Genomic DNA, 26,174 nt, shown 5'->3' on the forward strand with positions numbered 1-26,174 from the left:
GACCCCTCGCGCCCACCAGCAGCACACCGCAGGGATCCGGGCCGCGGATCGCCGCCGCCCCTCGGGCAGGGGCCGCGACCGGGGAGCGGGGCGACGGGCCCCGGGCTGAGCGCCCCTCGGAGCGGGGCGGGCCACGGCGGATCGAGGGGCTCCTCCTCGGGCTCGCCGCGGGCGACGCCGCCGGCTGGCCCGCCGCACGGCACCGGGCCGCACGGATGCCCGAGTGGACCCGCCGCCTCACCCGCGAACTCGACACGTTCGCCGAGCAGAACGCCACGACCACCCTGCCCGTCCCCATCGCCCTCAACCAGCCGCCCGAGCCGCTGCGCCTCGGCCCCTCCGACGACGCCGAGTGGGCGGCCTTCGCCGCCGAGGCGGTGCTCACCGCCGGCGGACGGTTCTTCCGGGGGCTCGCCCCGGGGCGCCGCCTGTGCGCCGCCGTCGACCTGTCGTGGAACTCCCTCGCGGCGGAGATCGCCGCGGCCGCCGACCGCGCCCCCGAGGTCGAGTCGGCCGTCCTGCCCCTGCGTGCACGGATCTCCGTACGCGCCGGTCTCGGCAACCTCGCCACCGGCCTGCGCCCGCCCGCCACCGGCCACGACAACCCGCACTACTTCGACGACGCCGCCTGCGTACGGGCCGCCGTCCTGGCCGTCGCCCACCAGGGCGACCCGAGGGCCGCCGCCGAGCTCGCCGAGTTCGACGCCCGCTACACCCAGGACGGCGACGGCGTCCACGGCGCCCGCGCCATGGCCGCCGCCGTGGCAGTGGCCCTCGGCGGGGCGCCCGTCGACGACGCCGTCGACGCCGCGGTCGCCCAGCTTCCGCCCTGCACCGAGATCGGCCGCAACGGCCGGCACGCCGTCGAGCTGGCCCGTGCCGCCGAGAGCGCCTTCGCCCTGGTCCCCCTCCTGGAGCACCAGATCGTCGATCACGTCTACAGCTACGGCATCGCCGCCGCCGAGACCGTCCCCGTCGCTCTCGCGCTCACCACCGCCGCGCGCGGCAGGGTCACCGAGGCGGTCCCGGCCGCCGCGTGCCTCTCGCGGGTCGCCGACTCGGCCCCCGCCCTCGCCGGCGCCCTGACCGGCGCCCTCAGCGGTGGCGACGGCGTGCCCCCGAGCTGGCGCGACGCCTGCCGCACCCTCGCGGGCTGCGCGCTCCCCCGGCTCGCGGGCACCGACCTCGTCGAACTCGCCGAGCAGCTGACACACACGGAACTCTCCACCCAAGGTGGACAATTCCGACATGACGACCCCCGCACCCTTCACCCTCGAGGACCGGATCACCGGCAGCCTCGTCGGAGCCGCCGTCGGTGACGCCCTCGGCGGCCCGGTCGAGGGCTACACCCCCGAACAGATCGCCGAACGCCACGGCGGCCGTGTCACCGGCATCGTCGGCCCCTGGCACGGTGACGCCTGGCGCACCGCCCGCCCCATCGCCCCGTACCACAAGGGGGACGGGCACGTCACCGACGACACCCTGATGACCCACGCGCTGGTCCGGGTGTACGAGCGGGTCCGCGACCACCTCGACGCCCACGCCATCGCCGACCACCTCGTCCCCGAACTCATCGGCAACCCCGTCTGGATCCCCGAGCTGGAGGCCGAGGCGCTCCCCCTCCAGCGGATCTTCCTCGCCGAGAAGTGGCTCGTGGCCCGCCTCCACTACGGCCACGTCGACCCGCGCGAGGCCGGCGAGGGCAACATCGTGAACTGCGGCGCGGCGATGTACATGGCGCCCGTCGGCCTGGTCAACGCCGCCAACCCGGCCGGCGCGTACGCCGAGGCCATCGACATCACGGGTGCCCACCAGTCCTCGTACGGCCGCGAGGCGGCGGGCGTGTTCGCGGCGGCGGTCGCAGCGGCCTGCCGGCCGCTCGCGACCCCCGGGAGCGTCGTCGACACGGCGCTCTCCCTCGCCAAGGACGGCACGCGCGCGGCGATCGAGGCGGTGTGCGAAGTCGCCTGCCGTCACACCGACTTCGAGTCGGCGCTGCGACCGCTGCGCGACGCCGTCGCCCCCTTCGACACGGTCGGCCCCGACTACCGCTCCCCCTCCCTGGCCGCGCGGCGGCCCTCCCGGCTCCACTCCGTCGAGGAACTCCCCATCGCCCTCGGCATGCTCCTCGTCGGCGCCGGCGACTACCGCCGCACGGTGCTGTCCGCCGTCAACTACGGCCGCGACTGCGACTCGATCGCCACCATGGCGGGCGCGATCGCGGGTGCCCTGCACGGCGAGGCGGGGGTCCCGTCCGACTGGGCGAAGCAGGTCGCGGAGGCCAGCCGGCTCGATCTGTACGCCCCGGCGGCGGCGCTCGCCGAGGTGACCCGCGAGGTGTTCGTCCGCGACACGGCCCGCCGGCGCGACCACGAGACGGCGTTCATCGCGCTGGGCACCCCCACCGGGGTGGCCTGGTGAACGTGCGCCTCACCTGGGTGCAGCCGGAGGACCTGATCGGCCACGAACTGCGCCAGGCCGCGGAGGACGGCCGGGACGCGTCGGCGGTCGAGGCCCGCTGGCTGGCCGCGGGCGGCGCCCTCGCGCCCGCCGCCGCGGGCGCGTCGCCGACCCCCGCGCCCCCGCACCTGCGCGCCCTGGCCGAGCGCCTGCTGGACGAACTGGCCGCGCTCCCCAGCCCCTTGGCCCCCGCCGAGCCGACCCCCTTCGCGCAGATCGAACGCGCCTGCCCGCACTGGCCCACCACCCCGGCCGCAGCGGCCCCGGCGCCCGACACCACCCCGCCCCGGGGCGCCTGCCCGGAACGGCCGGCCGGAGGCGCCCCGGACGGACTGCTCGCACGGCTGCACGCCGCCTGGCTCGGCCGCGCCGCCGGGTGCCTGCTCGGCAAGCCCGTCGAGAAGCTGCCCCTCTCCGCCGTCCGGGCCCTCGCCCGCGCCACCGGGAACTGGCCGCTCACCACCTGGTTCACCGCCAGGGGCCTGCCGCCCGCCCTCGCCGCCGCCCACCCGTGGAACCGCCGCTCCGCCGGGACGTCGCTCGCCGAGAACATCGACGGCATGCCCGAGGACGACGATCTCAACTACCCCCTCCTCAACCTGCTGCTGCTCCAGCGGTACGGCTCCGGCTTCCGCACCTCCGACGTCGCCCGGCTCTGGCTGGACGAGCTGCCGGCGGGCCGCACCTTCACCGCCGAGCGCGTCGCCTACCGCAACCTCCTCTCCGGGCTCGAACCGCCCCTCACCGCCGGCCACCGCAACCCGTTCCGCGAGTGGATCGGTGCGCTGATCCGCGCCGACGTCCACGGCTGGACCCGCCCCGGCGACCCGGCCGCCGCAGCCGAACAGGCCCACCGGGACGCCTCCCTCACCCACACGGCCAACGGCGTGTACGGCGCCATGTTCACCGCGGCCGTCATCGCGACCGCAGCCTCCGGGACCGCCGACGTCCACCAGTCGCTCGCCTCCGGCCTGACCGTCGTCCCGCCCGACTCCCGGTTGGCCCGGGCCGTCCGCTTCGGCATCACCACGGCGTGTGCCCACACCGACTTCGACACCGTCGCCGACCGGCTCCACGCCGCCTACGGCGCCTATCACTGGGTACACGTGGTCCCCAACGCCGCGCTGCTCGCCGCCGCCCTCACCCATGCCGACGGCGACTTCTCCCGCTCCATCTGCCGGGCCGTCTCCGGCGGCTGGGACACCGACTCCAACGGCGCCACCGCGGGCTCCGTCGCCGGGCTGCTCGCCGGACACCCCGACCGGCTCCCCGACCGCTGGACCTCCCCCCTCAAGAACCGGCTCGCCACGTCCGTCCCCTCCTTCGACGGCATCGGCTTCGACACCCTCGCTGAACTCACCCACCAGGAGGCACACCGCCCATGACCCTCACGACGGTGCCGGACGGCACCCCGATGGACCCCGTCACCACCGGCTCCCTGCCCCGTCGCACGCGGACCGGCGCCGTATGACCACTGCCCCCGCTCAGCCCGCTCCCCCTCTGCAGGGACTGCGCGTCCTCGATCTCGCCACCCTCTTCGCCGGCCCGCTGGCGGCCACGATGCTGGGCGATTTCGGCGCCGACGTGATCAAGGTCGAGCATCCGCGCAAACCCGACCCCTCCCGCGGCCACGGACCGGCCAAGAACGGCATCGGCCTGTGGTGGAAGCTCCTCGGCCGCAACAAGCGCACCATCACCCTCGACCTGTCGACGCCCGGCGGACGCGACACCCTGCTCCGGCTCGCCACCACCGCCGACGTGGTGATCGAGAACTTCCGGCCCGGCACCCTGGAGCGCTGGGGCCTCGGCTGGCCCGCGCTCTCCGCCGCCAACCGGCGACTCGTGCTGGCCCGCGTCACCGGCTTCGGCCAGACCGGTCCCTACGCCCACCGCCCCGGGTTCGGCACCCTCGCCGAGGCGATGAGCGGCTTCGCCGCGATCACCGGCGAACCGGACGGCCCGCCCACACTCCCTCCCTTCGGTCTCGCCGACTCCATCGCCGCCCTGGCCACCGCCTATGCCGTGATGACCGCCCTCACCGCCCGCACCGCGACCGGCGAGGGCCAGATCGTCGACATGGCGATCATCGAACCGATCCTCACCGTGCTCGGCCCCCAGCCCCTCTGGTACGACCAGCTCGGCTACATCCAGCCGCGCACCGGCAACCGGTCCCGCAACAACGCCCCCCGCAACACCTACCGCACCGCCGACGGCAGCTGGCTGGCCGTCTCCACCTCCGCCCAGTCCGTGGCCGAGCGCGTGATGCGGCTCGTCGGCCGCCCCGATCTGGTCGACGAGCCGTGGTTCGCCGAAGGCACCACCCGCGCCGAACACGCCGACGAGCTCGACGAGGCGGTCGGCGCCTGGATCGCCCGCCGCACCCGGGACGAGGCCATGGCAGCGTTCGAGAAGGCCGAGGCGGCGATCGCCCCCGTGTACGACATCCGCGACGTCATGGACGATCCGCAGTACCGGGCGCTGGACACCGTCACCGAGGTACCGGACCCCGAGCTCGGCCCGATCCGTATGCAGAACGTCCTCTTCCGCCTCTCCAAGACCCCTGGCTCGATCCGCTGGCCCGGCCGCCCGCACGGCGCCGACACCGACGCGGTCCTCACCGAACTGGGCCTCTCCCCGGCCGACCTCACCACTCTGCGCACGGAGGGCGCCCTATGACCTCCATCCCCCTGACCTGGCTGTACGCCCCCGGGGACCGCCCCGATGTCGTCGGCAAGGCCCTCGCCTCCGGCGCCGACGTGGTGGTCGTCGACCTGGAGGACGCGGTGGCCCCGGACCGCCGGGCCTATGCCCTCGACGCCACCGTGGAACTGCTCTCCTCGCCCCACCCCGTACCGGTCCATGTCCGCCTCCCCCGCGTTCCCGGTCCGTCGTCCGGCAGCGCGCAGGACGACGCGGCGATCGCGTCCCTGGCCTCTCTCCCCGGCCTGAGCGCGCTGCGTGTTCCCAAGGTGACACACGGCACTGACATCGAGCGGACGGCCGCCCTCGCACCGGGCATCCCCCTCCTGCCCCTGCTGGAATCCGCCCTGGCCATCGAGCACGCCTACGCCATCGCGACCGCCCACCCGGCGGTCCGGGGCATCGCCATCGGTGAGGCCGACCTCCGCGCCGACCTGGGCGTACGCGAGGACAGCGGCCTCGACTGGTCGCGCAGCCGGGTGGTGGTGGCCGCCCGTGCCGCACGGCTGCCGCCGCCGGCCCAGTCCGTGCATCCGGACGTACGGGACCTGGAGGGGCTCGCCGCCTCGTGCGCACACGGCCGCGCACTGGGCTTCCTGGGCCGCGCCGCCATCCACCCGCGCCAGCTCCCGGTCATCGAACAGGCCTATCTGCCCACCCCGGACGAGGTGACGGCGGCCGAGGAGATCGTCAAGGCGGCCGCCGGTGACGCGGGCGCGCTCGCGCTGCCGGACGGCCGGTTCGTCGACGCGGCGGTCGTGGCGGCCGCGCACCGCACCCTGTCCCTGTCCCGCCGCACCTGAGGGCCGGCCGGGCCCGCGGGTCACGACCGCAAGCAGTACGACGAGGCGGCCGCCGGGATCCCGGACCCCGGCGGCCGCCTCGTCTTCACGCGCTGGGGCGTCAGCCCTTCCTGGCGGATCCCGCCTGGGCGGAGGTGCCGTTGTCGCCGCCGGCCTCGCCCTCGCCGCCGGTGCCGCTGAGCGACTTGCCGGCCTTCGTGGGCCTGCCGGCCTTCGTGGGCTTGCCTCCCCGGGTGGACATGCCGTCCGTCGCGCCCGCGTCGTCCCCGGTGTCGTTCTTCGCCGCGGCCACGGCTCCCGGCTCGACGACCTCCTCCCGGCCCGGCCGCACCCGCGAAGAGATCACGATGTACGCGACCGCCAGCAGGAAGACCACGATCGCGGTCCACACGTTCAGCCGCAGACCCAGGACGTGGTGCGCCTCGTCGACCCGCATGTACTCGATCCAGCCGCGCCCGGCGCAGTAGGCCGCCACGTACAGCGCGAAGGCGCGTCCGTGGCCGAGCCTGAACCGGCGGTCCGCCCAGATCACCAGCAGCGCCACGCCCACGCACCACAGCGACTCGTACAGGAACGTCGGGTGGTAGAGCCCGGCCTCGCGGTTGGCACCCTCGGTGATCTTCAGCGCCCACGGCAGATCGGTCGGCCTGCCGTACAGCTCCTGGTTGAACCAGTTGCCCCAGCGACCGATGGCCTGGGCGAAGGCGATGCCCGGGGCGATGGCGTCGGCGTACGCCGGAAGGGGGATGCCACGGCGGCGGCAGCCGATCCAGGCGCCGACCGCGCCGAGGGCGATCGCGCCCCAGATGCCGAGGCCGCCCTCCCAGATCTTGAAGGCGTCGACCCAGTTCTCACCCTCGCTGAAGTACAGCTGGTAGTCGGTGATGACGTGGTAGAGCCGACCGCCGACCAGGCCGAAGGGCACCGCCCAGACGGCGATGTCGGCGACGGTGCCGGCTTTGCCGCCCCTGGCGAGCCAGCGCTTGTTGCCGTACCAGACGGCGACGAAGACACCGATGATGATGCAGAAGGCATAGCCGCGCAGCGGGACCGGTCCGAGATGGATCACACCGGTCGACGGGCTGGGAATGTAGGCAAGGTCCATGGCAGGACCGACGCTACCGTGCCGGGCGGGAGACGGGGCAACCCGCCCGGCAAAGACTGGATAACGAGGCAGGCCGGCTCAGCCGGCCGGCGGCACGGACGGGGATGCGGTGCCGGGCTTCTTGCCCTTGTTCGCCTCGGCGACCCACTTCTTCAGATTGTCCGGGGAGATCTGCTCGTTCCCCTTGGCCGGGAAGATCGATTCTCCATTGAGCAGCACGGTGGGCGTCCCGCGGAAGTCGCCGCTGGTGAACGCCTCGGCCGACTTGTTCACCCAGCCGTCGTGCGTACCTCCGCTCACACAGCTGCGGAACGCCGGGGTGTCGAGACCCGGCACCTTCGCCGCCAGCTCGAACAGCTTGGCGTCCTTGGCGAAGGCGTCGTCCGGCTCGGGCGGCTGGTTCTGGTAGAGCACATCGTGGTAGGCGACGAACCTGCCGGTGTTCTGGGCGCACGCGGAGGCGTTCGCGGCGTTGAGCGAGCCGCTGCCCCCCATGTTGCCGTCGATGATCGTGGCGAGGTGGTACTCGACCTTGAGCTGCCCGCTGTCGGTCAGCTGGTGGATCGTGTCCCGGAACACGTTCTCGAACTGGGCGCAGGCGGGGCAGCGGAAGTCCTCCCAGATGGTGAGCGTGGACGGGGCGTCGGTCGCACCGACCGGGATCGCCGGCTGTTCCCCGCCCGTGGCGCCCTTCGGCGCGACGACCGGTCCGGAACCGGAGCTGTCGCTCGTGTCTCCACTGTTGGCGGCGATGACGCCGACGACCGCGGCGAGGCCGAGCACGCCCACGACGGCCGCGGCGACGATGATCGTGCGCCTGCGCTTCTCCCGGGCCTTCTGCTGCTCGCGTTCGATCTGGAGCCGCTCGCGTGCGCTCCGCTTCCCTGCGCTGTTGTTCTCGCTCACGCCCACAGCAACGAACCGGGGAGGCCCGCGCGAGCCTCCCCGGTCCAGATCCACCCGTACGAGCTACGAACCCTTCAGGAGCGCTTCACTCCCCGGGCGAGTTCGCCCGCCAGCTCCCGGACGGCGGCCAATCCCGCCGCGTGATCACCGGCGTCCAGCATCCGCTTGACGAAGGCGGAGCCGACGATCACGCCGTCGGCGAAGGAGGCGACCTCCGTGGCCTGCTCCGCGTTGGACACACCGAGGCCGACGCAGACCGGCAGCTCGGTGGTGGCGCGGGTGCGCCGCACGAGGTCGGCGGCCTGCTCGCCGACCGACTCGCGGGTACCCGTGACGCCCATCAGCGACGCCGCGTAGACGAAGCCGGAGCCGGCCTCGGTGATGGTGGCCAGACGCTCGTCCTTGCTGCTCGGCGCGACGACGAAGACGGTGGCCAGTCCGTGCTTCTCGGCGTGCTCGCGCCACACGCCGGACTCCTGGACCGGCAGGTCGGGAAGGATGCACCCGGCGCCGCCCGCCTCCGCGAGCTCGGCGGTGAAGCGCTCGATGCCGTACCGGTCGATGGGGTTCCAGTACGTCATGACCAGGACCGGCTTGCCGGTGGCCTCGTGGGCCTCGCGGACCGTGCGCATGACGTCGGCGATCCTGACGCCGCCGCGGAGCGCGATGTCGTCGGCGGTCTGGATGACGGGGCCGTCCAGGACCGGGTCGCTGTGGGGAAGACCGACCTCGACGATGTCGGCGCCGCCCTCGAAGACCGCCTTGACGGCCTCGATGCCGCCGTCGACGGTCGGGAAGCCTGCCGGGAGGTAGGCGATCAGCGCGGCCCGGTTCTCGGACTTCGCCGCGGCGAGCGTGTCGCTCAGCAGCTGGATGTTCCCGCTCACTTGGTCTCCCCCTCGGCGGTCGTGTGGTCGTACAGACCGAAGTAGCGGGCGGCGGTGTCCATGTCCTTGTCGCCGCGGCCGGACAGGTTGACCACGATCAGCCCGTCCGCGCCGAGCTCCCGCCCGACCTCCAGGGCACCGGCCAGCGCGTGCGCCGACTCGATGGCCGGGATGATGCCCTCGGTGCGGGAGAGCAGGCGCAGGGCCTGCATCGCCGCGTCATCGGTGACCGCGCGGTACTCGCCGCGTCCGCTGTCCTTGAGGTAGGCGTGCTCCGGTCCGATGCCGGGGTAGTCGAGTCCGGCGGAGATCGAGTACGGCTCGGTGATCTGGCCCTCGTCGTCCTGGAGGACGTAGGAGCGCGAGCCGTGCAGGATGCCGGGCTCGCCCGCGGTCAGGGTGGCCGCGTGCTCGCCGGTCTCGACGCCGTGCCCCGCGGGTTCGCAGCCGATCAGCCGGACGCTCTCGTCGGGGACGAAGGCGTGGAAGAGGCCGATGGCGTTGGAGCCGCCGCCGACGCAGGCGACGGCCGCGTCGGGCAGCCGTCCGGCCCGCTCCAGGATCTGGCGGCGGGCCTCGACGCCGATGACGCGGTGGAAGTCGCGGACCATGGCGGGGAAGGGGTGCGGCCCGGCGACGGTGCCGAAGAGGTAGTGGGTGCGGTCCACGTTGGCGACCCAGTCGCGGAACGCCTCGTTGATGGCGTCCTTCAGGGTGCGGCTGCCGGACTTCACGGGGACGACCTCGGCGCCGAGCATGCGCATCCGGGCGACGTTGAGCGCCTGGCGCTCGGTGTCGATCTCGCCCATGTAGATGGTGCATTCGAGGCCGAAGAGGGCGCAGGCGGTGGCCGTCGCCACGCCGTGCTGGCCCGCGCCGGTCTCGGCGATGACCCGGGTCTTGCCCATGCGCTTGGTGAGCAGGGCCTGGCCCAGCACGTTGTTGATCTTGTGCGAGCCGGTGTGGTTGAGGTCCTCGCGCTTGAGGAAGACCCGCGCGCCGCCGGCGTGTTCGGCGAACCGGGGGACTTCGGTGAGGGCGCTGGGCCGGCCGGTGTAGTTGACCATCAGGTCGTCGAGCTCGGCCGCGAAGGCGGGGTCGGACTTGGCCTTGTCGTACTCGACGGCCACTTCGTCGACGGCGGCGACGAGGGCCTCGGGGATGAACTTGCCGCCGTAGGCACCGAAGTACCCCTCGGGCGACGGGACCTGGCTGTCGGCGTCGGGAATGAAGAACTCACTGGGCATGCGGATGCTCCTCGCGGGGCGGGTGCCCCGGATACGCGTGCGGTCGAAGGCCATGTGGTGCGCGCGTGAGTCCGTACGGCCCGTGCCGCTCGGGTGCCCGCCCGTTCCTCCGGGCGGAACCACTGTCCACGGCGAAGGGGGGAGGGCACCGTCCGGCGGGGCGGGGCCCGCACCGGCTACGGAGTCGTCAGGAGACGCGCGCTCGGCGCGCGGGCCATCGCATGCCGTTGACCTGGCCCGGCTCGTCCCCGATCACATACCGCACACGCCGCCCGTGCACCCGGCGCGCGGGCGCGCGGCAGCCGCGGGGGCGGCAGCCGGGGGCGAGACGGGCGGCGATGGGCATGTGCGGGTCAGCTCCGTCCGTGGCGGAGGGCGGGGTGGGCACCGGCCGCGACCAGGTCGGCGACGGCGGCCTTGGGGTCGCTGCCGGTGACCAGGGACTCGCCGACGAGCACCGCGTCGGCGCCCGCGCCGGCATAGGCGATCAGGTCGTGCGGTCCGCGGATGCCGGACTCGGCGATCTTGACGATGCCCTTGGGGATCTCGGGGGCGACGCGCTCGAAGGTGGAGCGGTCGACCTTGAGGGTCTTGAGGTTGCGCGCGTTGACGCCGATGACGCGGGCGCCCGCGTCGACGGCCCGCTCGACCTCTTCCTCGTCGTGCACCTCGACCAGCGGGGTGAGACCGATCGACTCGGCCCGCTCGATCAGCGAGACGAGTGCGGGCTGGTCCAGCGCGGCCACGATGAGCAGGGCGAGGTCGGCGCCGTACGCCCGGGCCTCCCACAGCTGGTAGGCCGTGACGATGAAGTCCTTGCGCAGCACCGGGATGTCGACCTTGGCGCGGACGGCTTCCAGGTCGGCGAGGGAGCCGCCGAAACGCCGCTGCTCGGTCAGTACGGAGATGACGGCCGCGCCGCCCGCTTCGTAGTCCGCGGCGAGCCCGGCCGGGTCGGCGATCGCGGCGAGCGCGCCCTTGGACGGGCTGGAGCGCTTCACCTCGCAGATGACCTTGACGCCGTCGCCGCGCAGTGCGGCGGCGCCGTCCTTGGCCTGCGGTGCCTTGGCCGCCCGGTCCTTGAGCTCGTCGAGGGAGACCCGCGCCTGTCGCTCTGCGAGGTCGGCGCGTACGCCTTCGATGATCTCGTCGAGCACACTCACGCGAGAGGCCCCCTTCCAGGACGGTGATGTTGGATCAGGATCAGTCACCTCGATGGTATCCGCAGGTGGCCCGAGTGTCCGCATCCGGTTGACGACACTTGCCTGACCTGCGATTTCACGGAGCGAGGGCCGAGCCGACCGGAAGGTTCCGGACGACGCTGAAAACGGCCAGAACCGCCCCCAGGGACCACCACCAGACGGGCGCCAGGGTGATCCTCATGGGCACTCCGCGGACGGCCCGCGCGAGCCAGACGACCATGACGACGGCGAAGACCGCGTAGCCGGCGACGGCAGCCGCGTTCGCGCCGAGGGCGGTCACCAGATCGCCGTGGACGACGGCGTGGGCACTGCGCAGGCCGCCGCAGCCGGGGCAGAGGAGGCCGGTGAAGCGCAGCAGGGGGCAGACCGGGTAGTGGCCCGGTTCGTTGGGGTCGACGGCCCCGACGTAGGCGAAGGCCGCGGCGACGCCGGTGAGGATGCCGACCGGGGTGGCCAGGCGCCGTACGAGCGGCGGCCGGGGCGGGTCCGGGTGGGGGGCGGCGGGAGGGGGCATGGCGTCCACCGGGTGATTGTCCACCGGTTGATTGTCGCCCGGCACAGGGGAAAGGCGCAGCCCGGCCGCTGCCGGACCGCGCCCCGTGTCGTCGGTGTGCCCGGCGTCAGGCCGCCGTCGTGGCGTCCGCGCGGGCGGCCTCGGAGCGCGCCTCCACGAGGGCGGGCGACTCCTTCTGGCCGAGGCCGGCCAGCTTCATCGCGCCACCCACGACACCGCCGAGGAGGATGACGGCGCAGCCGGCCCAGAAGCCGAGCGGGTTGGCCGCCACCATGAAGGCACCGGCGACGCAGAAGCCGATGAAGGAGATGGTGACACCGGTCCAGGCGGCCGGGGTGTGTCCGTGGTCGCTGCCCGCCATGAGTTGCTCCTCGTTGCTGTTGCTCTGTGGTGAGGCCCGCCCGCTGCGGGCGCTCGGCGATATTGTCCCGCACGCGCGCGTGCGGGGTGATCCGGGGGTCGGCCTCGCGCGTCGGTCGCCCGCGCGAACGCGCCGGCCTTACGCGGTCAGGCGTCGCGGGTGGGGTCCTCGCCCCGGTCCAGCGCCTTCCACAGCTCCTCGGGCCGGTCCGGGTCGCCGGCCGTGGGCTGCCGGGGTGCGCGGGGGCCGCCGTCGCGCTCGTACCGTCCGGACATGGCGGGCCAGGTCCCGCCGTACCGGAGCGCGAGGAGCCCGGCGAGGACCAGCAGCACGGCGCCGGCGGCCGTGACGAAGGGCCAGGCGGTGTGGGTGAGGGCCTCGACGCGGGCCGCGGAGTCGCCGGTGGTGGCGGCGGCCTTCTCGTCGAGCGCGGCGCTGTCGAAGGCGCCGAGGTAGGCGGCCACGGCCGCGCCGGCGCCGCTCAGCGTCAGCAGTAGCGACACGAGGAGCCGGCCGGCGCGCCGTACCGCGAAGACCGCGACGAGGGCCGCCAGGCCGACGATGGCCAGGGCGGTGGGTACGCCGGTGACGTCACCGCCGGAGGCGTCGAGGTCGAGGGCGCCGCCGCCGACCGCGACGGTGCCCTCGGCCCAGATCTGGCCGGAGGACAGCAGCACGACGGCGGCTCCGACGGCACCGAGGAGCAGGGCGGCGGCGAGGCTGCGCCGGCCGCTCCGGGCGGCCGTCGTCTCCTGCGCGCTCGTGGCACGGGGCTGGGGTACGGATGCGGCACTCACGCATCCCACTATCCCCTACGCCGTCATGCGCCGTTCATCCGGTTGGCGGTGTGTACGGCGCGAAGCACCGCTGCGGCCTTGTTGCGGCATTCGGTGTCCTCCGCGACCGGGTCGGAGTCGGCGACGACACCCGCGCCGGCCTGCACGTACGCGGTGCCGTCGCGGAGAAGGGCGGTGCGGATCGCGATGGCGGTGTCGGAGTTGCCGGCGAAGTCCAGATAGCCGACACAGCCGCCGTACAGTCCGCGCCGGCTGGGCTCCAGCTCCTCGATGATCTGCATGGCGCGCGGCTTGGGGGCGCCGGAGAGGGTTCCGGCCGGGAAGCAGGCAGTCAGGACGTCGAAGGCGGTGCGGCCCTCGGCGACGCGGCCGGTGACGGTCGAGACGATGTGCATGACGTGCGAGTACCGCTCGATCGACATGAAGTCGACGACCTCGACGGAGCCCGGTTCGCAGACCCGGCCGAGGTCGTTGCGGCCCAGGTCGACGAGCATCAGGTGCTCGGCGCGCTCCTTCGGGTCCGCGATGAGTTCGTCGGCGAGGGCCTGGTCCTCCTGCGGCGTGGCCCCGCGCGGGCGGGTGCCCGCGATGGGGTGCACCATGGCGTGCCCGTCCTCGACCTTGACCAGTGCCTCGGGGCTCGAGCCGACGACGTCGAAGCCGTCGAACCGGAACAGGTACATGTACGGCGACGGGTTGGTGGCCCGCAGCACGCGGTAGACGTCCAGGGCGGAGGCCGCGCAGGGCGTCTCGAAGCGCTGCGAGGGGACGACCTGGAAGGCCTCGCCGGCCCGGATGCGCTCCTTGATGTCCTCCACGGCGTCCTGGTAGGCCTCGCCGCCCCACCGGGCGGTGAACGGCGGCAGGGCGGAGGGCGGCAGGGCGCTCGGGGCCGAGGCGAGGGGCTTGGCGAGGTCCTCGGCCATGGCGTCGAGGCGGGCGACGGCGTCCGCGTACGCCTCGTCGACACCGGTGTCGAGGTCGTTGTGGTTGATCGCGTTGGCGATCAGCAGGACCGTGCCGTCCCAGTGGTCGAGGACGGCGAGGTCGGAGGTGAGCAGCATGGTCAGCTCGGGCAGCCGGAGGTCGTCCGCGCCGTGCTCCCCGATGCGCTCCAGGCGGCGCACGATGTCGTAGCCCAGGTAACCGACCATGCCGCCGGTGAAGGGCGGCATGCCGTCCGCGAGGCCGGGGATGGGGGTACCTTCCGCGCCGCCGGGCGTGGAAGGGGTGTGGAGGGTCTCGACGGTGGCGCGCAGGGCGGCGAGCGGGTCGCCGTCCACGGGTACGCCGACGGGCGGGGTACCGAGCCAGTGGGCCCGGCCGTCGCGCGCGGTGAGGGTGGCGGCGCTGCGGACGCCGATGAAGGAGTACCGCGACCAGGAGCGGCCGTTCTCGGCGGATTCCAGCAGGAACGTGCCCGGGCGTTCCGCCGCGAGCTTGCGGTAGAGGCCGACCGGGGTGTCGCCGTCCGCGAGCAGGCGGCGGCTGACGGGGATGACGCGGCGGTCGGCCGCCAGCTTGCGGAAGGTCTCGAGATCCATGGCGAGTGACCCTACTCGTTGCGCGTCACTGCCCGAGGGGCAGGACGTCGGCGTCGAAACAGGTGCGCGCGCCGGTGTGGCAGGCGGCCCCCACCTGGTCGACCTTGACCAGCACGGTGTCGGCGTCGCAGTCCAGGGCGACGGACTTGACGTGCTGGACGTGACCGGAGGTGTCACCCTTGACCCAGTACTCCCCGCGGCTGCGGGACCAGTAGGTACAGCGGCCGGTGGTGAGGGTGCGGTGCAGTGCCTCGTCGTCCATCCAGCCGAGCATGAGCACCTCGCCGGTGTCGTACTGCTGGGCGATGGCCGGCACCAGCCCGTCGGGGCTGCGCTTGAGACGGGCGGCGATGGCCGGGTCAAGGTTGCTGGTCATGAGGCCATTGTGCCGTGGTGGGCGGGGGGAATCCCTGGTGCGTCCACTGGGCGGACGGCGGGCGCCGGCCGTACGCTGGCGGGCATGTCGACCCATGCCAAGCGTGAACGGCTTCTGCTCGCCGATCTGTTGGAAGCGGCGGGCCCGGACGCCCTGACCCTGTGCGAGGGGTGGAAGACCCGTGACCTGGCGTCGCACGTGGTGGTGCGGGAGCGCCGCGCGGACGCCGCGGCGGGGATACTGCTCGCGCCGCTGCGGGGTCGCCTGGAGCAGGTGCAGGCGGAGTACGCGTCGAAGCCGTACGAGGAGCTGATCCAGCTGATCCGCACCGGCCCGCCGCGGTTGTCGCCGTACGCGATCAAACAGGTGGACGAGGGCGCCAACACGGTCGAGTTCTATGTGCACGCGGAGGACGTGCGGCGGGCGCAGCGGGACTGGACGCCGCGCGAGCTGGACCCGGTGTTCGCGGACGCCCTGTGGACGCGGCTGGAGCGGGCGGCCCGGATGCTGTGCCGCAACGTCCCGGTGGGTCTGGTGCTGCGCCGGCCGAACGGGCAGACGACGGTCGCCCGCAAGGGCACGCCGGTGGTGACGGTGACGGGTGAGCCGGGCGAGCTGACGATGTTCGCGTTCGGCCGCCAGGACTCCTCACACGTGGAGATCGACGGTGACAAGGACGCGGTGGAGCGGCTGCACGGGACCAAGCAGCTCGGCATCTGACCACGCCGCGGCCCTCCCGGGGCGGCGTGCCGCCCCGGGACGCCGGTGGCGAGGGGCATCATCGGACGTACGGAGCTCACAGCCGGAGGCGGACGATGATCAGGATCGCCATGACCAGCGTGTACGTCGACGACGAGGAGAAGGCGCACGCCTTCTACCGGGACGTGCTCGGCTTCGAGACGCGGGCGCACCTGGATCTCGGCGAGGCGCGCTTCATCACCGTCGCCGCCCCCGGCCAGGACGTGGAGCTGTTGCTGGAGCCGGGCGACAGCCTGATCGCCCGGCAGTACACCAGAGCACTGCGCGAGGCCGGTCAGCCGTGCATCGTCCTGGCGGTCGACGACCTCGGGGCCGAGCACGAACGGCTGACCGGCCTCGGGGTGACCTTCACCCAGGGGCCGGCGGACCACGGCCCGGTGCGGACGGCCGTGCTGGAGGACACCGTGGGGAACCTGGTCCAGCTCACCCAGTGGCCGGCCTGACCGGCCGGGCGAGCGGGGATCAGCGGACCGGGTGGCCGGCCTCCCGCAGGGCGCCCTTCACCTCGGAGATGCGCAGGTCGCCGAAGTGGAAGACCGAGGCCGCGAGGACCGCGTCGGCGCCGGCGTCGATCGCCGGGGCGAAGTCCGCGAGCCCGCCGGCGCCGCCGGAGGCGATCACCGGCACCGTGACGTGCTTGCGGACGGCGGCGATCATCTCGGTGTCGTAGCCGTCCTTGGTGCCGTCGGCGTCCATCGAGTTGAGCAGGATCTCGCCCGCGCCGAGCTCGGCGGCCCGGTGCGCCCACTCGACGGCGTCGATGCCGGTGCCGCGGCGCCCGCCGTGGGTGGTGACCTCGAACGTGCCGCCGGGGGTGCGGCGGGCGTCGACCGAGAGCACCAGCACCTGACGGCCGAAGCGCTCGGCGATCTCCTGGATCAGCTCCGGGCGGGCGATCGCCGCCGTGTTGACGCCGACCTTGTCCGCGCCGGCGCGGAGCAGCTTGTCGACGTCGTCGGCACTGCGCACGCCGCCGCCCACCGTGAGGGGGATGAAGACCTGCTCGGCGGTGCGGCGCACCACGTCGTACGTGGTCTCCCGGTCGCCGGACGAGGCGGTGATGTCGAGGAAGGTCAGCTCGTCGGCGCCCTCGGCGTCGTAGAGCTTCGCCATCTCGACGGGGTCGCCCGCGTCGCGCAGGTTCTGGAAGTTGATCCCCTTGACGACCCGGCCGTTGTCGACGTCCAGGCAGGGGATGACTCGGACCGCGAGGGTCATGACTGCTCCGCTCCTCGCTCGGCGCCCCGGTAGGCCTCGACCTCGACCTCGACGACCAGTCGCGGGTCGACGAAGCCCTCGACGATGATCATCGATGCGGCGGGGCGGACGGCGTCGAACAGCTCCTTGTGGGCGCGGCCGACCTCCTCCACGTCCCGGGCGTGCGTGATGTACATGCGCGTGCGGACCACGTCCGCCGCGCCCAGGCCCAGCTGCTTCAGCGCGCCGAGGGCGACGTTGAAGGAGTTGACCGCCTGCTCGTAGGGGCCGCCCTCGGCGATCGCGCCGTCGACGACGGACGTGCAGCCGGAGACGAGGACCAGACCGTTCGGCAGCTCGACGGCGCGGGAGTAGCCGAACTGCTCCTCCCAGGGTGCGCCGGTCACCACCTTGCGGACAGACTGCGTCATTCCGCCACCACCGCGAGTGCCTCTTCCAGGGTGAACGCCTTGGCGTACAGCGCCTTGCCGACGATCGCGCCCTCGACGCCCCGGGGGACCAGCGCGGCGATCGCCCGCAGGTCGTCCAGCGAGGAGACGCCGCCGGAGGCGACGACCGGCTTGTCGGTGGCCGCACAGACGTTGCGCAGCAGTTCGAGGTTCGGGCCCTGGAGCGTGCCGTCCTTGGCGATGTCGGTGACGACGTACCGCGCGCAGCCCTCGGAGTCGAGCCGGGCGAGCGTCTCGTACAGGTCGCCGCCGTCGCGGGTCCAGCCGCGGCCGCGCAGCGTGGTGCCGCGCACGTCGAGCCCGACCGCGATCTTGTCGCCGTGCTCGGCGATGACCTTGGCGACCCACTCGGGGGTCTCCAGGGCGGCGGTGCCCAGGTTGACGCGGGTGCAGCCGGTGGCGAGCGCGGCGGCGAGGGACGCGTCGTCGCGGATGCCGCCGGACAGCTCCACCTTGATGTCCATGGCTTTCGCGACCTCGGCGATCAGCTCACGGTTGTCGCCGGTGCCGAACGCGGCGTCGAGGTCGACGAGATGCAGCCACTCGGCGCCCGCGCGCTGCCAGGTCAGGGCCGCCTCCAGCGGGGAGCCGTAGGACGTCTCCGTGCCGGACTCGCCATGGACGAGCCGTACGGCCTGGCCGTCCCGGACGTCGACGGCGGGGAGGAGTTCGAGCTTGCTCATCTCAGCGGGTCCTCGGTCCTAGTGTGAGAAGGGAGGGTCAGAAGGTGTTGAGCCAGTTGGTCAGCAGCTGGGCGCCGGCGTCGCCGGACTTCTCGGGGTGGAACTGGGTCGCCCACAGGGCGCCGTTCTCGACGGCCGCGACGAACCGCTCGCCGTGGGTCGACCAGGTGACCTTGGGGGCGCGCATCGTGGGGTTGTGGATCTCCAGGCTCCAGTCGTGCACCGCGTAGGAGTGCACGAAGTAGAACCGGGTGCCTGCGTCGAGACCGGCGAAGAGTTCGCTGTCGCCGGGTGCCTCGACCGTGTTCCAGCCCATGTGGGGGACGACCGGGGCCTTCAGCGGCCCGACGGTGCCGGGCCACTCGTCCAGGCCCTCGGTCTCCACTCCGTGCTCGATGCCGCGCGCGAAGAGGATCTGCATACCGACGCAGATGCCCATGACGGGACGGCCGCCGGCGAGCCGGCGCTCCACGATCCAGTCACCGCGGGCCTCCTTGAGCCCCGCCATGCAGGCGGAGAAGGCGCCGACGCCGGGGACGAGGAGTCCGTCGGCGTTCATGGCCCGGTCGTAGTCGCGGGTGATCTCCACGTCGGCGCCGACGTGGGCGAGGGCGCGCTCGGCGGAGCGGACGTTGCCGAAGCCGTAGTCGAAGACGACGACTTTCTTTCCGGTGCTCGCAGTGCTCATGCCACTCACTCCCAGATCCCCTGGATGCGCAGGACGCCCGCCAGGAGGCACATCGCCGAGGCGATGGCCAGCAGGACGATGACTCCCTTGGGCATCTGCTGCTTGGAGAACGAGTAGACGCCTCCCGCGAGAAAGAGCCCGACGACGATCAGAATGGTGGAAAGCCCGGTCACAGGGCGCCCTTCGTGGACGGCAGGATTCCGGCCGCGCGCGGGTCGCGCTCGGAGGCGTACCTCAGGGCGCGGGCGAGGGCCTTGAACTGGCACTCCACGATGTGGTGGGCGTTGCGCCCGTACGGCACGTGGACGTGCAGCGCGATCTGGGCCTGGGCGACGAACGACTCCAGGATGTGCCGGGTCATGGTGGTGTCGTAGGAGCCGATCATCGGCGCCATGTTCTCCGGCTCGGTGTGCACCAGGTAGGGGCGGCCGGACAGGTCGACGGTGACCTGGGCGAGGGACTCGTCCAGCGGCACCGTGCAGTTGCCGAACCGGTAGATGCCGACCTTGTCGCCGAGGGCCTGCTTGAAGGCGGCACCCAGCGCGAGGGCGGTGTCCTCGATGGTGTGGTGCGAGTCGATGTGCAGGTCGCCGTCGGTCTTGACGGTGAGGTCGAACAGACCGTGGCGGCCGAGCTGGTCGAGCATGTGGTCGTAGAAGCCGACACCGGTCGACACATCGACCTTGCCGGTGCCGTCGAGGTCGATCTCGACGACGACGGACGTCTCCTTGGTGGTGCGCTCGACCCGTCCTACGCGGCTCATGAGCTCTGCTCCTTCTTCAGTGCGCGAACCGCATCGAGGAACGCGTCGTTCTCTTCGGGCGTGCCGGCGGTGACCCGCAGCCAGCCCGGTACGCCGTTGTCACGGACCAGGACGCCCCGGTCGAGGATCCGCTGCCACACGGCGTGGGCGCCGCCCTCGCCGGTGAAGCGTCCGAACTGGACGAAGTTGGCGTCGGACTCGGTGACCTCGTAACCGATGGCGCGCAGCTCGGCGACCAGGCGGTCGCGCTCGGTCTTCAGCTGCTCGACGTACCCCAGCAGCGTATCGGTGTGCTCCAGCGCGGCGAGCGCGGTGGCCTGGGTGACGGCGGACAGGTGGTACGGCAGCCGCACCAGCTGGACGGCGTCGACCACGGCCGGGTGCGCGGCGAGGTAGCCCAGGCGCAGTCCGGCCGCGCCGAACGCCTTGGACATGGTCCGCGAGACCACCAGGTTGGGCCGGCCCTCGATCAGCGGCAGCAGCGAGGGACGGTGGCTGAACTCCACGTACGCCTCGTCGACCACGACGAGTGCCCCGGCGCCGGCGGTCCCGGCGCCCCCGGCGCCCTGCGCGGCCTCGTACAGCGCCAGCACCGTGTCGGCGTCGACGGCGGTGCCGGTGGGGTTGTTGGGGGAGGTGATGAAGACGACGTCGGGGCGGTGCCGGTTGATGGCGGCGACGGCGGCGTCCACGTCGACGGTGAAGTCCTCCCGGCGCGGCCCGGAGATCCAGCCGGTGCCGGTGCCGCGCGAGATCAGCCCGTGCATCGAGTACGAGGGCTCGAAGCCGATGGCGATCCTGCCGGGGCCCGCGAAGGTCTGCAGCAGCTGCTGGATGACCTCGTTGGAGCCGTTGGCCGCCCAGACGTTGGGGAGCCCGACCTCGTACCCGGTGGTGCGGGTGAGGTAGCGCGCCAGCTCCGTGCGGAGCTCGACGGCGTCCCGGTCGGGGTAGCGGTTGAGCGCGCGTGCCGCGTCCCGGACCCGCTCGGCGATCCGTTCGACGAGCGGCTCGGGCAGGGGGTAGGGGTTCTCGTTGGTGTTCAGCCGCACGGGCACGTCGAGCTGCGGCGCGCCGTACGGCGACTTGCCGCGGAGCTCGTCGCGGATGGGCAGGTCGTCGATGCCGATGTTCTCGGAGGTCACTGCTGCGGCACCTCCCATCCGAACCTCGCCTTGAGGGCGGCCCCGTGGGCGGGCAGGTCCTCCGCCTCGGCGAGCGTCACCACGTGGTGGGTGACCTCCGCCAGCGCGTCGCGTGTGTAGTCCACGATGTGGATGCCGCGGAGGAACGACTGCACGGACAGGCCGGAGGAGTGGCAGGCGCAGCCGCCGGTGGGCAGGACGTGGTTGGAGCCGGCCGCGTAGTCGCCGAGCGAGACCGGGGACCAGGGGCCGACGAAGATCGCGCCCGCGTTGCGGACGCGGTCGGCCACGGCGGCCGCGTCGGCGGTCTGGATCTCCAGGTGCTCGGCGCCGTACGCGTCGACGACGCGCAGGCCCTCCTCCAGGCCGTCGACGAGGACGATCGCGGACTGCCTGCCGCGCAGCGCGGGCAGGATCCGGTCCTCGATGTGCCGGGTGGCCGCGACCTGCGGTTCGAGCTCCTTCTCGACGGCCTCGGCGAGCTCGGCCGAGTCGGTGACGAGGACGGCGGCGGCGAGCGGGTCGTGCTCGGCCTGGCTGATCAGGTCGGCGGCGACGTGCACGGGGTCGGCGGTGTCGTCGGCGAGGACGGCGATCTCGGTCGGGCCGGCCTCGGTGTCGATGCCGATCCGGCCGGTGAAGTACCGCTTGGCGGCGGCGACCCAGATGTTGCCGGGGCCGGTGACCATGTTGGCGGGGGCGCAGGTCTGCGTGCCGTACGCGAACATGGCGACGGCCTGGGCACCCCCGACCGCGTACACCTCGTCGACGCCGAGCAGCGCGCAGGCCGCCAGGATCGTCGGGTGCGGCAGGCCGCCGTGGTCCTTCTGCGGCGGGGAGGCGAGGGCGATCGACTCGACGCCCGCCTCCTGCGCCGGTACGGCGTTCATGATCACGGACGAGGGGTAGACGGAGCGGCCGCCGGGCGCGTAGAGACCGACGCGCTCGACCGGCACCCACTTCTCGGTGACCGTGCCGCCGGGCACGACCTGCGTGGTGTGCTCGGTGCGGCGCTGCTCGCGGTGGACGATCCGGGCGCGCCGGATCGACTCCTCCAGGGCGGCGCGGACGGCCGGATCGAGTTCCTCCAGCGCGCGGGTGAGCGCGGCGGCGGGGACCCTGACCTGGTCGAGCGTGACCCCGTCGAATTTCTCCGCGTACTCGATCAGCGCCGCGTCGCCCCGATGATGCACGTCCTCGCAGATCGGCCGCACCTTCTCCAGGGCGGCTTCCACGTCGAACTCGGCACGGGGCAGCAGGTCGCGCAGAGCGCCACCCTCAGGAAGGGCGTCGCCGCGCAGATCGATTCGTGAGATCACAGGTCAATTCTCGCAGACGGCATCCCGCGCCCGGACGTCCGTATCACTGGCTGATACGTGTCTCCGTGACGCGTCCGCGTCACACCTGACCGTTAGCGTTCAGTCCGTCACACAGCGGGAAGAACAGCCGTACGAACACAGGGGAAGGGAGCGGCGTGACCGAGCCGCACGACGACGATGTGCCCGGCGACCTCACCCCCGCCGAGCTGGGGATGTGGCAGGCGTTCCGGATCGGCGCGACGTACGACCTGCGCACGCGCAACGCCATGCTGGACGATCCGTTCTCCCCGCGCGCGTGGCCGGCCGAGCGCAGTGTGCGCGCCGACAAGGTGGCGCTGCTGCTGCTCGACGGACCGCCCGCGCTGGCCGGGCGGGTCTCGGCGCTGAAGCTGCGCGGGGTGCAGATCACCGGGACGCTGGATCTGGCCGGCGGCACCGTGGATCCGTACGTGGAACTGCACGCGTGCCGGTTCGAGAACGAGGTGGTGCTGCCGGAGTCCCGGTTCAAGACCCTGCGCATGGTCGGCTGCGCGATCCCCCGGCTTGAGGCGGCCCGGCTGCACACCGAGGGCGATCTGCACCTGCCGCGGTGCCGGGTGGAGCGCGGGGTGCGGCTCACGGACGCGCAGATAGGCACCGACCTGCTGATCAACCAGATCCAGGTGCGGCCGGACCGGCGCGGCCGGGCGATCACCGCGGACGGCATGTCGGTGGCACAGGACCTCCAGGCCGAGCTGATCGAGACGTACGGCGAGTTCAGTCTGCGCGGGGCCAAGGTGGGCGTCTCGCTGAGCCTGCGCGGCAGCCGGCTGCGCGGCGCCGAGGGCCGGCGGGCGCTCAACGCCCCGCAGCTCACCGTGGAGCGGACGCTGTACATGACGTACGCCTGGGTGAGCGAGACCACGGGGAACGTGACGGCCACGACACCGCCCTACGGCCTGGCCAACGTCACGGGGCAGCTCCGCGGCAACCGGATGCGTCAGTTCGAGTGCCACGGCGGGGTGCGGCTGGACGACGGGAGGTTCGGTGACGCGATCGATCTGCACGAAGCGCGCTTCGTGCTGTCGTCGGAGCGCCGCGAAGAGCTCTCGCTGCGCCGGATCGTCACCCCGGAGCTGCGGTTCAACGGCGAGCGCCCCGAGGAGGGGCGGGTGGTCCTGAACGGCGCGAAGGTCGTCACCCTGATCGACAAGTCGACCAGCTGGCCGGGCCCGGGCGGACTGGCGATGGGCGGATTCGTCTACGAGAACCTCGTGCCGTACGGGCACTTCCCGCTCGCCCGCCGCCTGGAGTGGGTGGCGGCGGCGACCCCGGAGTTCGCCCCGGAGCCGTACGAACGCCTCGCGACGGTGCTGCGCAACAGCGGCGAGGACGCCGACGCGCGCGAGGTGCTGCTCGCCAAGCAGCGGCGGCGGCGCGAGACGCTGCCGCTGGCGGCGAAGCTGTGGGGGTACCTCCAGGACTGGACCGTGGCCTACGGCTACCGGCCGGGCCGGGCGGCGCTGTGGATGGCGGTGCTGTGGGCGGCCGGCACGCTGGCCTTCTCCCGCTGGAACCCGGTGGCGATCAAGACGGACGAGCACCCGGAGTGGAGCGCCGCCCTGTACGCGCTGGACCTGCTGCTGCCGGTGATCAACCTCGGCCAGGACGGCTACTGGCGGCTGGACGGCATATGGCAGTGGGTGTCGACGGTGCTGATCCTGCTGGGCTGGATTCTCGCCACGACAGTCGCGGCGGGCGCCTCACGCCTCCTCAGACGCAGCTGATACGTCGCCGGGGCGCCGCGTTCTTTACGTTCTCTTGGCATTCGGCAGCACAACCATTCCGCCCCTACCAAAGCTTCACAGCAGACGACTGGCGCGGCTTTCACCTGCGGTTTTCAATGGTCCGCACCATGTCATTGCTCCGCGCCCTGATCAGCACCGCACGCATGGTCCGGCACACCCCGCAGCTCGCGGACGGGCTGGCACCGGACCACGCGGTGCTGCTCGACGCGCCCGACGAGCGGCTCGGTCCCGCGCTGGTGGCGGCCGCGCTCGGCGACCACGAGCCGGCCGCGAAGGTGCTGGCCGCCACGCGCGGCGCCGGCGAGTGGGAGTGCCGGGACCGGTACGTGGCACGCCTGGCGGCGTTCGCCCACTGCCGGGAAGAGTGGCTCGCGCGCTGGCTGGCCGCGGCGCCCCGGGACCCCGACGCACTGCTGGTCAAGGCGGAGCTGGCGGTGCGCAGGGCGTGGGAGTCACCGGCCCGGGCGGAGCGGCTGCGCGAGATGGGGCCGCTGATCGGGGCGGCGGCCGACGCGGAACCGCGCGACCCGGTGCCGTGGCGGCTCGCGCTGGACCATGCCCGCGGCACCCACGCCACGCACACGGTGTTCGAGTCGCTGTGGGAGCAGGCGGTACGCCGCTCCTCTCACCACTACGGCTGTCACGCGGCCGCCCTCAAGTACCTCTCCGCCCAGTGGTACGGCTCGCACCGCGAGTGCTTCGACTTCGCCGAGCAGGCCGCCGAGGACGCGCTGCCGGGCTCCTTGATACGGGCGCTGCCGGTGCGCGCGGCGTTCGCCCAGCTGCAGAGCGGGGACACCAACTCCGTGCAGGACGACCGGATCGACGCGGCGGCGGACCTGGCGGTCGAGCTGTCCGCGCGGTACGCCGCGGGCGACCCGTGGCCGGCCCCGGCGCGCAACGTGCTGGCGTTCGTCCTGGTGGAGCGGGAGCGGTGGGCGGCGGCGCTGGACCAGTTCCGGCTGATCGGCCCGCACGCCACGTCATTTCCCTGGTCGTCCACCGGTGACGACGCGCTCGGCCGGTTCCTCGACGCGCGGGACACCGTGCGCCTGGAAGTCGCGGCGACCATCCCGCTGCGCGGAGGGGCCGGACGTGGCCGGGCACGGGGCCATTACGCTTAGCCGCTGTGACCACCGCTCGCCTGCCACTCTTCCCGCTGAACGCGGTGCTGTTCCCCGGCCTCGTGCTGCCTCTGAACGTGTTCGAGGAGCGGTATCGCGCCATGATGCGCGAGCTGCTGAAGACCGACGACTCGGAGCCGCGCCGGTTCGCCGTCGTCGCGATCCGCGACGGCCGTGAGGTCGCGCCGACCGCGCCGGGACTGCCCGACCAGACCGCCCTGCCCGAGAAGGGGCCCGCCGCGGGCTTCGGACCGGACCCGATCCAGGCGTTCCACCGGGTCGGCTGCGTCGCGGACGCGGCGACGATCCGGGAGCGGGCCGACGGCAGCTTCGAGGTGCTGGCGACCGGCACGACCCGGGTCAAGCTGCTGTCGGTCGACGCGAGCGGCCCCTTCCTGACGGCCGAGCTGGAGGAGCTGGCGGAGGAACCGGGCGACGGGGCGGGCGCGCTCGCCGAGGGCGTCCTGCGGGCCTTCCGCGCGTACCAGAAGCGGCTGGCGGGGGCGCGGGAGCGTTCCCTGGCCACGGGTCAGGAACTGCCCGACGAGCCGTCCGTGGTGTCCTACCTGGTCGCCGCGGCCGCGGTCCTGGACACCCCCGCCAAGCAGCGGCTGCTGCAGGCGCCCGACACCGCGACCCGGCTCCGCGAGGAGCTCCATCTGCTCCGCTCGGAGACGGCGGTGCTGCGGCACCTGCCGTCGCTGCCGGCGGTCGAACTGACGCGGGCTCCCACGAGCCCCAACTGAGGCGAGGAACCTCCCAGGTGGCGAAGAAGCAGAAGAAGCAGCCGGGCGGGACCCCTGCGACGGTGGCGCTGACCGCCGCGGGGACGCCCTTCACGGTGCACGCCTACGACCACGACCCGTCGGTGCCCTCGTACGGCGAGGAGGCCGCCGAGGCCCTCGGCGTCTCCCCCGACCGGGTCTTCAAGACGCTGGTCGCGGACGTCGACGGCGATCTGACGGTGGCGGTCGTCCCGGTGGCGGGCCAGCTGGACCTGAAGGCGCTGGCGTCGGCGGTGGGCGGCAAGCGGGCGGCGATGGCCGACCCTGCGGCCGCGGAACGCACCACGGGGTACGTACGCGGCGGGATCTCCCCACTGGGGCAGCGCAAGCGGCTGCGCACCGTCCTGGACGCGTCGGCGTCGCGGCACGCCACCATCTGCGTCTCGGCGGGCCGCCGCGGCCTGGAGGTCGAGCTGGCGCCCGGCGACCTGGCCGCCCTGACGGACGCCGTGCTGGCGCCGATCGGGCGCGTTTAGCCCCTCGACGGCGGCGGCGCCCTCGGCTACGACCGAAGGAACGCCCGGGGAGGACGCCCCGGACGGGCCCGAGGGA

General features: G+C 73.1%; 30 protein-coding genes. 11 read left to right on the forward strand and 19 right to left on the reverse strand.

Annotated elements, in window-relative coordinates:
• Positions 1–47 precede the first annotated feature (47 nt).
• From ACY34K_RS01265 to ACY34K_RS01285, 5 genes are all read left to right on the forward strand, one after another.
• Positions 48–1,319 (forward strand): ADP-ribosylglycohydrolase family protein, encoded by a 1,272-nt coding sequence (locus ACY34K_RS01265; RefSeq protein ID WP_462742741.1) that lies wholly within the window; start codon positions 48–50, stop codon positions 1,317–1,319.
• Positions 1,249–2,421, forward strand: coding sequence for an ADP-ribosylglycohydrolase family protein (locus tag ACY34K_RS01270; protein ID WP_462742107.1), 1,173 nt, complete (start codon positions 1,249–1,251; stop codon positions 2,419–2,421). The genes ACY34K_RS01265 and ACY34K_RS01270 overlap by 71 nt, the downstream gene beginning before the upstream one ends.
• Positions 2,418–3,845, forward strand: a complete 1,428-nt coding sequence (locus ACY34K_RS01275) for an ADP-ribosylglycohydrolase family protein (protein WP_462742110.1) — start codon at positions 2,418–2,420, stop codon at positions 3,843–3,845. Before ACY34K_RS01270 ends, ACY34K_RS01275 begins: the two co-directional genes overlap by 4 nt.
• Before the next feature lie 82 nt (positions 3,846–3,927).
• Positions 3,928–5,136 (forward strand): CaiB/BaiF CoA transferase family protein, encoded by a 1,209-nt coding sequence (locus ACY34K_RS01280; RefSeq protein ID WP_462742113.1) that lies wholly within the window; start codon positions 3,928–3,930, stop codon positions 5,134–5,136.
• On the forward strand, positions 5,133–5,963 hold the full coding sequence (locus tag ACY34K_RS01285; protein ID WP_462742116.1) for an HpcH/HpaI aldolase/citrate lyase family protein: 831 nt from the start codon (positions 5,133–5,135) through the stop codon (positions 5,961–5,963). The genes ACY34K_RS01280 and ACY34K_RS01285 overlap by 4 nt, the downstream gene beginning before the upstream one ends.
• Before the next feature lie 100 nt (positions 5,964–6,063).
• Here the strand turns inward: ACY34K_RS01285 and lgt are convergent, their stop codons facing one another.
• From lgt to hisI, 11 genes are all read right to left on the reverse strand, one after another.
• Entirely contained in the window at positions 6,064–7,068 is a 1,005-nt protein-coding gene (lgt, locus tag ACY34K_RS01290) for a prolipoprotein diacylglyceryl transferase (RefSeq protein ID WP_462742118.1), read from the reverse strand.
• Between the two features lie 78 nt (positions 7,069–7,146).
• Positions 7,147–7,974, reverse strand: coding sequence for a DsbA family protein (locus ACY34K_RS01295; RefSeq protein WP_462742121.1), 828 nt, complete (start codon positions 7,972–7,974; stop codon positions 7,147–7,149).
• 74 nt (positions 7,975–8,048) lie between these two features.
• Complete coding sequence (gene trpA, locus ACY34K_RS01300) at positions 8,049–8,861, reverse strand: tryptophan synthase subunit alpha (RefSeq protein ID WP_462742124.1); 813 nt, start codon at positions 8,859–8,861, stop codon at positions 8,049–8,051.
• On the reverse strand, positions 8,858–10,108 hold the full coding sequence (gene trpB, locus ACY34K_RS01305) for a tryptophan synthase subunit beta (RefSeq protein WP_462742126.1): 1,251 nt from the start codon (positions 10,106–10,108) through the stop codon (positions 8,858–8,860). The genes trpA and trpB overlap by 4 nt, the downstream gene beginning before the upstream one ends.
• 187 nt (positions 10,109–10,295) lie before the next feature.
• Positions 10,296–10,496 carry a tryptophan biosynthesis modulator TrpM gene (gene trpM, locus ACY34K_RS01310; protein ID WP_462742129.1) on the reverse strand — a complete coding sequence of 67 codons (201 nt, stop codon included), beginning with the start codon at positions 10,494–10,496 and terminating at the stop codon, positions 10,296–10,298.
• Complete coding sequence (gene trpC, locus ACY34K_RS01315; RefSeq protein ID WP_462742132.1) at positions 10,462–11,271, reverse strand: indole-3-glycerol phosphate synthase TrpC; 810 nt, start codon at positions 11,269–11,271, stop codon at positions 10,462–10,464. Before trpC ends, trpM begins: the two co-directional genes overlap by 35 nt.
• Positions 11,272–11,386: 115 nt before the next feature.
• On the reverse strand, positions 11,387–11,833 hold the full coding sequence (locus ACY34K_RS01320) for a DUF2752 domain-containing protein (RefSeq protein WP_462742744.1): 447 nt from the start codon (positions 11,831–11,833) through the stop codon (positions 11,387–11,389).
• A 97-nt stretch (positions 11,834–11,930) separates the two neighbouring features.
• On the reverse strand, positions 11,931–12,185 hold the full coding sequence (locus tag ACY34K_RS01325; protein WP_462742135.1) for an HGxxPAAW family protein: 255 nt from the start codon (positions 12,183–12,185) through the stop codon (positions 11,931–11,933).
• 146 nt (positions 12,186–12,331) lie between these two features.
• A complete protein-coding gene (locus ACY34K_RS01330) occupies positions 12,332–12,991 on the reverse strand; it encodes a TIGR02234 family membrane protein (protein WP_462742138.1) in 660 nt (219 codons plus the stop codon).
• A gap of 14 nt (positions 12,992–13,005) precedes the next feature.
• On the reverse strand, positions 13,006–14,526 hold the full coding sequence (locus ACY34K_RS01335) for an anthranilate synthase component I (RefSeq protein ID WP_462742141.1): 1,521 nt from the start codon (positions 14,524–14,526) through the stop codon (positions 13,006–13,008).
• Between the two features lie 25 nt (positions 14,527–14,551).
• A complete protein-coding gene (hisI, locus tag ACY34K_RS01340; protein WP_462742144.1) occupies positions 14,552–14,902 on the reverse strand; it encodes a phosphoribosyl-AMP cyclohydrolase in 351 nt (116 codons plus the stop codon).
• Between the two features lie 84 nt (positions 14,903–14,986).
• Here hisI and ACY34K_RS01345 point away from each other — a divergent pair, with 84 nt between their 5' ends.
• Positions 14,987–15,622, forward strand: a complete 636-nt coding sequence (locus tag ACY34K_RS01345) for a TIGR03085 family metal-binding protein (protein WP_462742147.1) — start codon at positions 14,987–14,989, stop codon at positions 15,620–15,622.
• Between the two features lie 95 nt (positions 15,623–15,717).
• A complete protein-coding gene (locus tag ACY34K_RS01350) occupies positions 15,718–16,104 on the forward strand; it encodes a VOC family protein (protein WP_462742150.1) in 387 nt (128 codons plus the stop codon).
• A gap of 19 nt (positions 16,105–16,123) precedes the next feature.
• On the opposite strand, the gene hisF is transcribed toward ACY34K_RS01350, so the two are convergent.
• From hisF to hisD, 8 genes are read right to left on the reverse strand one after another with little or no spacing between them, the layout of a single operon-like run.
• Positions 16,124–16,879: an imidazole glycerol phosphate synthase subunit HisF gene (gene hisF / locus ACY34K_RS01355; protein WP_462742153.1), complete on the reverse strand. Its 756-nt coding sequence runs from the start codon at positions 16,877–16,879 to the stop codon at positions 16,124–16,126.
• Complete coding sequence (locus ACY34K_RS01360) at positions 16,876–17,289, reverse strand: RidA family protein (protein WP_462742156.1); 414 nt, start codon at positions 17,287–17,289, stop codon at positions 16,876–16,878. Before ACY34K_RS01360 ends, hisF begins: the two co-directional genes overlap by 4 nt.
• Positions 17,286–18,011, reverse strand: coding sequence for a bifunctional 1-(5-phosphoribosyl)-5-((5-phosphoribosylamino)methylideneamino)imidazole-4-carboxamide isomerase/phosphoribosylanthranilate isomerase PriA (gene priA / locus ACY34K_RS01365; RefSeq protein ID WP_462742159.1), 726 nt, complete (start codon positions 18,009–18,011; stop codon positions 17,286–17,288). Before priA ends, ACY34K_RS01360 begins: the two co-directional genes overlap by 4 nt.
• A gap of 37 nt (positions 18,012–18,048) precedes the next feature.
• Positions 18,049–18,699 (reverse strand): imidazole glycerol phosphate synthase subunit HisH, encoded by a 651-nt coding sequence (gene hisH, locus ACY34K_RS01370; RefSeq protein WP_462742162.1) that lies wholly within the window; start codon positions 18,697–18,699, stop codon positions 18,049–18,051.
• Between the two features lie 5 nt (positions 18,700–18,704).
• Positions 18,705–18,872, reverse strand: coding sequence for a hypothetical protein (locus ACY34K_RS01375; protein WP_462742165.1), 168 nt, complete (start codon positions 18,870–18,872; stop codon positions 18,705–18,707).
• Positions 18,869–19,462, reverse strand: a complete 594-nt coding sequence (gene hisB, locus ACY34K_RS01380; protein ID WP_030492957.1) for an imidazoleglycerol-phosphate dehydratase HisB — start codon at positions 19,460–19,462, stop codon at positions 18,869–18,871. The genes ACY34K_RS01375 and hisB overlap by 4 nt, the downstream gene beginning before the upstream one ends.
• The gene (locus ACY34K_RS01385) at positions 19,459–20,607 is read right to left on the reverse strand and encodes a histidinol-phosphate transaminase (RefSeq protein WP_462742169.1); all 1,149 of its coding nucleotides are present in this window, start codon (positions 20,605–20,607) and stop codon (positions 19,459–19,461) included. Before ACY34K_RS01385 ends, hisB begins: the two co-directional genes overlap by 4 nt.
• A complete protein-coding gene (gene hisD, locus ACY34K_RS01390; RefSeq protein ID WP_462742172.1) occupies positions 20,604–21,926 on the reverse strand; it encodes a histidinol dehydrogenase in 1,323 nt (440 codons plus the stop codon). The genes ACY34K_RS01385 and hisD overlap by 4 nt, the downstream gene beginning before the upstream one ends.
• A gap of 155 nt (positions 21,927–22,081) precedes the next feature.
• Here hisD and ACY34K_RS01395 point away from each other — a divergent pair, with 155 nt between their 5' ends.
• From ACY34K_RS01395 to ybaK, 4 genes are all read left to right on the forward strand, one after another.
• Positions 22,082–23,692, forward strand: a complete 1,611-nt coding sequence (locus ACY34K_RS01395) for an oxidoreductase (RefSeq protein ID WP_462742174.1) — start codon at positions 22,082–22,084, stop codon at positions 23,690–23,692.
• 116 nt (positions 23,693–23,808) lie between these two features.
• Positions 23,809–24,837, forward strand: coding sequence for a hypothetical protein (locus ACY34K_RS01400; RefSeq protein ID WP_462742177.1), 1,029 nt, complete (start codon positions 23,809–23,811; stop codon positions 24,835–24,837).
• 5 nt (positions 24,838–24,842) lie between these two features.
• Positions 24,843–25,583 (forward strand): LON peptidase substrate-binding domain-containing protein, encoded by a 741-nt coding sequence (locus tag ACY34K_RS01405; protein ID WP_462742180.1) that lies wholly within the window; start codon positions 24,843–24,845, stop codon positions 25,581–25,583.
• Positions 25,584–25,600: 17 nt separating this feature from the next.
• Complete coding sequence (ybaK, locus tag ACY34K_RS01410) at positions 25,601–26,098, forward strand: Cys-tRNA(Pro) deacylase (protein WP_462742183.1); 498 nt, start codon at positions 25,601–25,603, stop codon at positions 26,096–26,098.
• Positions 26,099–26,174 lie beyond the last annotated feature (76 nt).

The sequence above is a fragment of the Streptomyces sp. STAM6 genome (genome assembly GCF_054963715.1).